This is a genomic window from Streptomyces chilikensis, from assembly GCF_001642695.1.
Taxonomy (GTDB): Bacteria; Actinomycetota; Actinomycetes; order Streptomycetales; family Streptomycetaceae; genus Streptomyces; species Streptomyces chilikensis.
Genome location: NZ_LWCC02000005.1, coordinates 1,519,498 through 1,525,217, shown reverse-complemented (window position 1 = coordinate 1,525,217; position 5,720 = coordinate 1,519,498). Strand labels below are relative to the sequence as shown.

Sequence of the window (5,720 nt, the reverse complement as noted above, 5' to 3'; positions counted from 1 at the left end):
CCCCCCCCCCCCCCCCCCCGCCACCGGCATATCCGCATACGTTCGTCCCGGCTACCGGCCGCCGCCGACGGCGGCCGTTCCTATGGGAGATCGGGGATGTACGCGTGCGCATCGGACTGCTGACGGAGGGTGGTTACCCGTACGCGAGGGGTGAGGCCAGGCTCTGGTGCGACCGCCTGGTGCGCGGCCTCGGCCAGCACGAGTTCAGGCTCTACGCCCTCAGCCGCGACCGGGAGCAGGAGCGGGCCGGCTGGGTCGACCTGCCGGCCCAGGTCACCCAGGTGCGCACCGCCCCGCTGTGGACCGCCGAGGTCGACGGCACCTGGTACGGCCGCCGCGCCCGCCGCCGGTTCGCCCGGCACTACGGCGACCTCGCGGCCGGCCTCTGCGCCGGCCCGGCGGGGGCGCCCGGGCAGGGCGGGTACTCCCCGGCCGAGGCGGACCGTTTCCGCTCCGCCCTCTACGGCCTGGCCGAACTGGCGCGCGAGGAGGGCGGGATGGTCGCCGCGCTGCGCTCCGAGGAGGCCGTCCGCGCGCTGGAGCGGGTCTGCCGCGCCCCGGGAGCCCCCCGGGCGGCACGCGAGGCGCGGGTGACGGATCTGCTGCTGGTGGGCGCGCACCTGGAGCAGGCCCTGCGCCCCCTGTCGCTCGACTGGTACGAGGAGGGCGAACTCGGCTCGGTGGACCTGTGCCACGCCGCGGCCGGCGGGCTCGCCGCCCTGCCCGGGCTGCTGGCGCGCCACTTCCACGGCGTGCCGCTGGTGGTCACCGAGTACGGCGTGCCGCTGCGGGCGCACTACCTGGGCTCCGCCGACGCGCCCCCCGCCGTGCGCGCGCTGCTGGCCGCCTTCCACGGCCGGCTGGCCGCCGAGGCCTACCGCAGCGCCGCCGTGCTCACGCCGGGCAACACCCACGTCCGGCGCTGGCAGGAGCGGTGCGGCGCGGACCGGTCCAAGGTGCGCACCGTCTACCCGGGCATGTCGGCCGCCCGGTTCGCCGGGGCCGGGGAACGCCCTGGCGGGCGGGCCGGGGAGCGGGCCGGGGCGGCGGGCGCGGGGGCGGAGCCGGGCACGCTGGTCTGGGTGGGGCGGATCGAGCCCTCCAAGGACCTGGTGACCCTGCTGCACGCCTTCGCCGCCGTGCGGCAGCGGGTGCCCGGCGCCAGGCTGTGCGTCGCGGGCTCCGCGCCGGACCCGGAGGGCGCGGCCTACCTGCTGCACTGCGAGGAGTTGGCGGGGCGGCTGTTCCCGGGGGACCCGCCGGTGGAGTTCGTGGAGATGGGCGGGCCCGCCGCCCCCGGCCTGGCGGACGTGTACGCGCGGGGCGCGGTGATCGTGCTGTCCAGCGTGGTGGAGGGGTTCCCGGTCAGCGTGGTCGAGGCCATGTTCAGCGGGCGGGCCACCGTCTCCACCGACGTGGGCGCCGTGGTGGAGGTCGTCGGGGGGACGGGTCTGGTGGTGCCGCCCCGGGACCCGCGGGCGCTGGCCGAGGCGTGCGTCGCGCTGCTGGGGGATCCGGAACGCCGCGACCGGCTCGGCGCTGCGGCCAGGGCGCGGGCCATGGAGCTGTTCACGGTGGAGCAGAACGTCGCCGCCTTCCACCGCATCTACCTCGAGGTCGCCGGCCGTTGCCCGGCCCGCCGCATCGCCGAGGCGGACGCCGCCGCACCCCGCCCGTTCGCGGTGCCGGCCGAACTGCGGGTCGCCGGGGCCGGGTCCGTGGAGGTGACCCGGTGAACGGCCTCGACGAGCGCGGGAGGGCCCTCGGGAACCACGGGGCCGCGGGCCGTCCGGCACCGGCCGGGACCCCGCCGGTGGCCCCGCCCGGCGTCCCGTCCGGCGCGGACCCGGTGAAGGCGCTGATGTTGCGTCACCGGGAGCTGTGCGAGCGGGCGGTGGACGCGCTGGAGATCGCCGCGGGGCTGGAGGCGCACGGCGTCACCGACCGGACGGCCGCGCGGTTCCGCCACCGGGACGTCTTCTCGCTGGCCGAGGAGATGTACGCCCGGGCGGCCCGCGTCGACGAGGACGAGGTTCCCGCCGGGCCGCCCGCGGCCGCCGGACCGCCGCCCGCGCGGTGGGCGCTCCGGGCGCTGCTGCCGGGCGCGCTCTGCGCGGGCACGGTGGCGGCGCTGCGGTGGACCACCGGGGAGGCGCGGCTCGTCGTCGGCGTGCTGGGACTGGCCGCCGTGGCCGGCGGGGTGCGCCTGGCGCTCGGCCGGGGGCCGCTGAGCTCGGAGGGCCGTTCGGTGCCCGGCCCGCACGACTGGCGCACCCCGCCGGGCGCCCGCGCCTGGGCGTACCTCCTGGTGGGGTACGCCCTGATGGGTGACGGGCTGCTGCACGCCGGGCTCGTCGGCGGCCCCGACGACCTCCCCGGCGGGCGGTACGGCGACTGGCCGGTCACCCTCACCCCCCTGCTGGCCCTCGGCCTGTCCTGCGCGCCCGCCGTCTGGAGCGCGCACCTCTTCCGGGCCGGTGTGGGCCGCAAGCTGGCCGGCAGCCGGGGCCTGGAGGAGTTCGCGGCCACCGCCCGGCCCCTGCTGCTGGGCGTGGTCGCCGTCCACCTGGCCGCGGTGTCCGGGCTGTCGGCGCTCTGCGCCGTGCTGCTCGACGAGCACTCCACGCCCGCGGCCACCGCGGCGCTGGGCGCCCTGCTGCTGATCGCCCGCCTGCTCACCGTGCACGGCTTCACCCACGCGCCGGGCGTGGTGCTGCGGGCCGTGGGCTGGACCGAGATCGCCTCCGTCTGCCTGGTGTTCGCGGGCCGGCTGCCGGGGTGCGACGTCCTCGCAGGACCGGTGGAGACGGTCGTCTCGGTGTGGGGGGAGCACGCCGTTCCGCTGCTCGCCTGCGGGGCGGGGGCGCTGGTGCTGCTCGTCCACGCGTGCCGCCGGCTCGCCCTGGCCTCCGCCCACGCCCCGGCGGGCCCGCGCCCGCCGTCGGACCGCTGAGGCCCGCGCCTTCTTCCGCCGCGCGTCCCTCCACCCCTTCCCCTCGTTCCTCCTCCCTCCCCATCCCGTCCCCTGAAGACGCCACTCGAAGGAGAACAAGCCGCCATGAGAGTTCTGCTGATCGGAGCCAACGGATATCTCGGGCGTTTCGTCGCCGACCGGCTGCTCGCCGATCCGGCCGTCCAGCTGACCGCGCTGGGCAGGGGCGACGACGCCGACGTCCGGTTCGACCTCGCGGCCGGCAGCCCCGGCGCGCTCACCCGCTTCCTGGACGCCGTCCACCCGCAGGTCGTCGTCAACTGCGCGGGCGCCACCCGGGGCGGCGCGCGGGAGCTGACCCGGCACAACACGGTCGCCGTCGCCACCGTCTGCGAGGGCCTGCGCCGCAGCGGCTGCGGCGCACGGCTGGTGCACCTGGGCTGCGGCGCCGAGTACGGGCCCAGCCAGCCCGGATCGTCCACCGCGGAGGACGCGGTGCCGCGCCCCGGCGGCCCGTACGGGGTGAGCAAGCTGGCCGCGACCGAGCTGGTGCTGAACTCCGGGCTGGACGCGGTGGTGCTGCGGGTGTTCTCCCCCACCGGGCCTGGCACCCCGGCGGGCTCCCCGCTGGGCCGGCTCGCCGAGGCGCTGCGGCGGGCCATGCAGTCCGGTGACGGCGAACTCAAGCTGGGCGGCCTGGGCGTGCAGCGGGACTTCGTGGACGTCCGGGACGTGGCGCGGGCGGTGCACGCGGCGGCGCTCTCCGCGGCGCAGGGCGTGATCAACATCGGCTCCGGCCGTGCCGTCCGGCTGCGCGACGCGGCCGCGGTGCTGGCCCGGGTCGCCGGGTACGGCGGCGCGCTGCACGAACTGGACGGCCCGCCCGGGGCGATGGTGCGCGGCCTGATCGGCCACCAGCGCACCGATTCCGAGCACCACGCGCCGGCGGTGCCGGTCCACCCGTACCCCGACGGCTGCGGCAGCTGGCAGCAGGCCGACGTCCGCACCGCCCGGGACCGGCTGGGCTGGCGGCCGCGGATCGGTCTGGAGGAGTCGCTGGCGGACATCTGGATGGAGGCCGCCTGCCGCATCTGAGCCGCCCGCCCCCGGCTCGCCCCCCGTCCGGCCCCGGCTCGCCCCCCGTCCGGCCCGGCGGACGCCCTGCGGGTGCCCGCGTGACCTGCCCGGTTGCTGGGACGTCCACGTCTCGATTGCCGGGACGGGTGTCTTGGAATGAAGAAGGGCGTGGCAGTGTTACGGGGAGAACAACCGTACTTATCCCGACCGACGGAGTCCCCGTGTCGTTGCCACCCCTGGTCGAGCCGGCCGACGAGCTCACTGTGGACGAGGTCCGCAGGTACTCCCGCCACCTGATCATCCCGGACGTCGGGATGGACGGGCAGAAGCGGCTGAAGAACGCGAAGGTGCTGTGTGTGGGCGCCGGCGGCCTGGGTTCGCCCGCGCTGATGTACCTGGCCGCGGCGGGCGTCGGCACGCTCGGCATCGTGGAGTTCGACGAGGTCGACGAGTCGAACCTGCAGCGGCAGATCATCCACAGCCAGGCCGACATCGGCCGCTCCAAGGCCGAGTCGGCGAAGGACAGCGTCCTCGGCATCAACCCGTACGTGAACGTGGTCCTTCACGAGGAGCGGCTCGAGGCCGACAACGTGATGGACATCTTCAGCCAGTACGACCTGATCGTCGACGGCACGGACAACTTCGCGACCCGTTACCTGGTCAACGACGCCTGCGTGCTGCTGAACAAGCCGTACGTCTGGGGCTCGATCTACCGCTTCGACGGCCAGGCCTCGGTCTTCTGGTCCGAGCACGGCCCCTGCTACCGCTGCCTCTACCCGGAGCCCCCGCCGCCGGGCATGGTCCCCTCCTGCGCCGAGGGCGGCGTGCTGGGCGTGCTCTGCGCGTCGATCGGTTCCATCCAGGTCAACGAGGCGATCAAGCTCCTCGCGGGCATCGGCGAGCCGCTGGTCGGCCGCCTGATGATCTACGACGCCCTGGAGATGCAGTACCGCCAGGTCAAGATCCGCAAGGACCCCAACTGCGCGGTCTGCGGCGAGAACCCGACGGTCACCGAGCTCATCGACTACGAGGCCTTCTGCGGCGTCGTCTCGGAGGAGGCCCAGGAGGCCGCCGCCGGCTCGACGATCACTCCCAAGCAGCTCAAGGAGTGGATCGACGAGGGCGAGGCCATCGACATCATCGACGTCCGCGAGCAGAACGAGTACGAGATCGTCTCGATCCCGGGCGCGCGGCTGATCCCGAAGAACGAGTTCCTGATGGGCTCGGCCCTGGAGGGCCTGCCGCAGGACAAGAAGATCGTCCTGCATTGCAAGACGGGTGTCCGCAGTGCGGAAGTTCTCGCGGTGCTGAAGTCGGCGGGCTTCTCGGACGCGGTCCACGTCGGTGGCGGCGTCATCGGCTGGGTCAACCAGATCGAGCCGCAGAAGCCGGTGTACTGACCGGCCCGTCCGCCGGCCGGCGGACCTGACGGAAGGCCCACGGCGTCCGATCCGTTCGGACGCCGTGGGCCTTCCCGTTGCGCGCCGGGGAACCGGCGGGCACCCGTGCGGCGCCGGGTCGTGGCACGGACACGACCGAGCGCCTGACGCCGCACCGGCCCCGGACCCGCCTGACGCCGCACCGGCCCCGGACCCGCCTGACGCCGCACCGGCCCCGGACCCGGGCGCATCCGGTACGGGGGGCCCGGGCCGCGTGCCGGGCGCACGCGGCCCGGCACGCGCCCGCCCTCCGGGCGACGGCCGGAGCGGCC

Annotated in this window: 4 protein-coding genes; all 4 read left to right on the top strand. The window is 75.9% G+C overall.

The window, feature by feature from the left end:
• The first annotated feature begins 104 nt into the window (after positions 1–104).
• The 4 genes from A2U95_RS06785 to moeZ all read left to right on the top strand — a co-directional run bounded on the left by A2U95_RS06785 (position 105) and on the right by moeZ (position 5,409).
• Positions 105–1,736, top strand: coding sequence for a DUF3492 domain-containing protein (locus tag A2U95_RS06785; protein WP_166021304.1), 1,632 nt, complete (start codon positions 105–107; stop codon positions 1,734–1,736).
• Positions 1,733–2,953 (top strand): hypothetical protein, encoded by a 1,221-nt coding sequence (locus tag A2U95_RS06780; RefSeq protein WP_240957225.1) that lies wholly within the window; start codon positions 1,733–1,735, stop codon positions 2,951–2,953. Before A2U95_RS06785 ends, A2U95_RS06780 begins: the two co-directional genes overlap by 4 nt.
• A 105-nt stretch (positions 2,954–3,058) precedes the next feature.
• The gene (locus A2U95_RS06775) at positions 3,059–4,027 is read left to right on the top strand and encodes an NAD-dependent epimerase/dehydratase family protein (RefSeq protein WP_166021303.1); all 969 of its coding nucleotides are present in this window, start codon (positions 3,059–3,061) and stop codon (positions 4,025–4,027) included.
• A 203-nt stretch (positions 4,028–4,230) separates the two neighbouring features.
• Positions 4,231–5,409 (top strand): adenylyltransferase/sulfurtransferase MoeZ, encoded by a 1,179-nt coding sequence (moeZ, locus tag A2U95_RS06770; RefSeq protein ID WP_166021302.1) that lies wholly within the window; start codon positions 4,231–4,233, stop codon positions 5,407–5,409.
• Positions 5,410–5,720: the final 311 nt, after the last annotated feature.

Excerpts from the sequence above, each read along its gene's own strand:
- A2U95_RS06775 (WP_166021303.1), top strand. The coding sequence starts at position 3,059 with ATGAGAGTTCTGCTGATCGGAGCCAACGGATATCTCGGGCGTTTCGTC.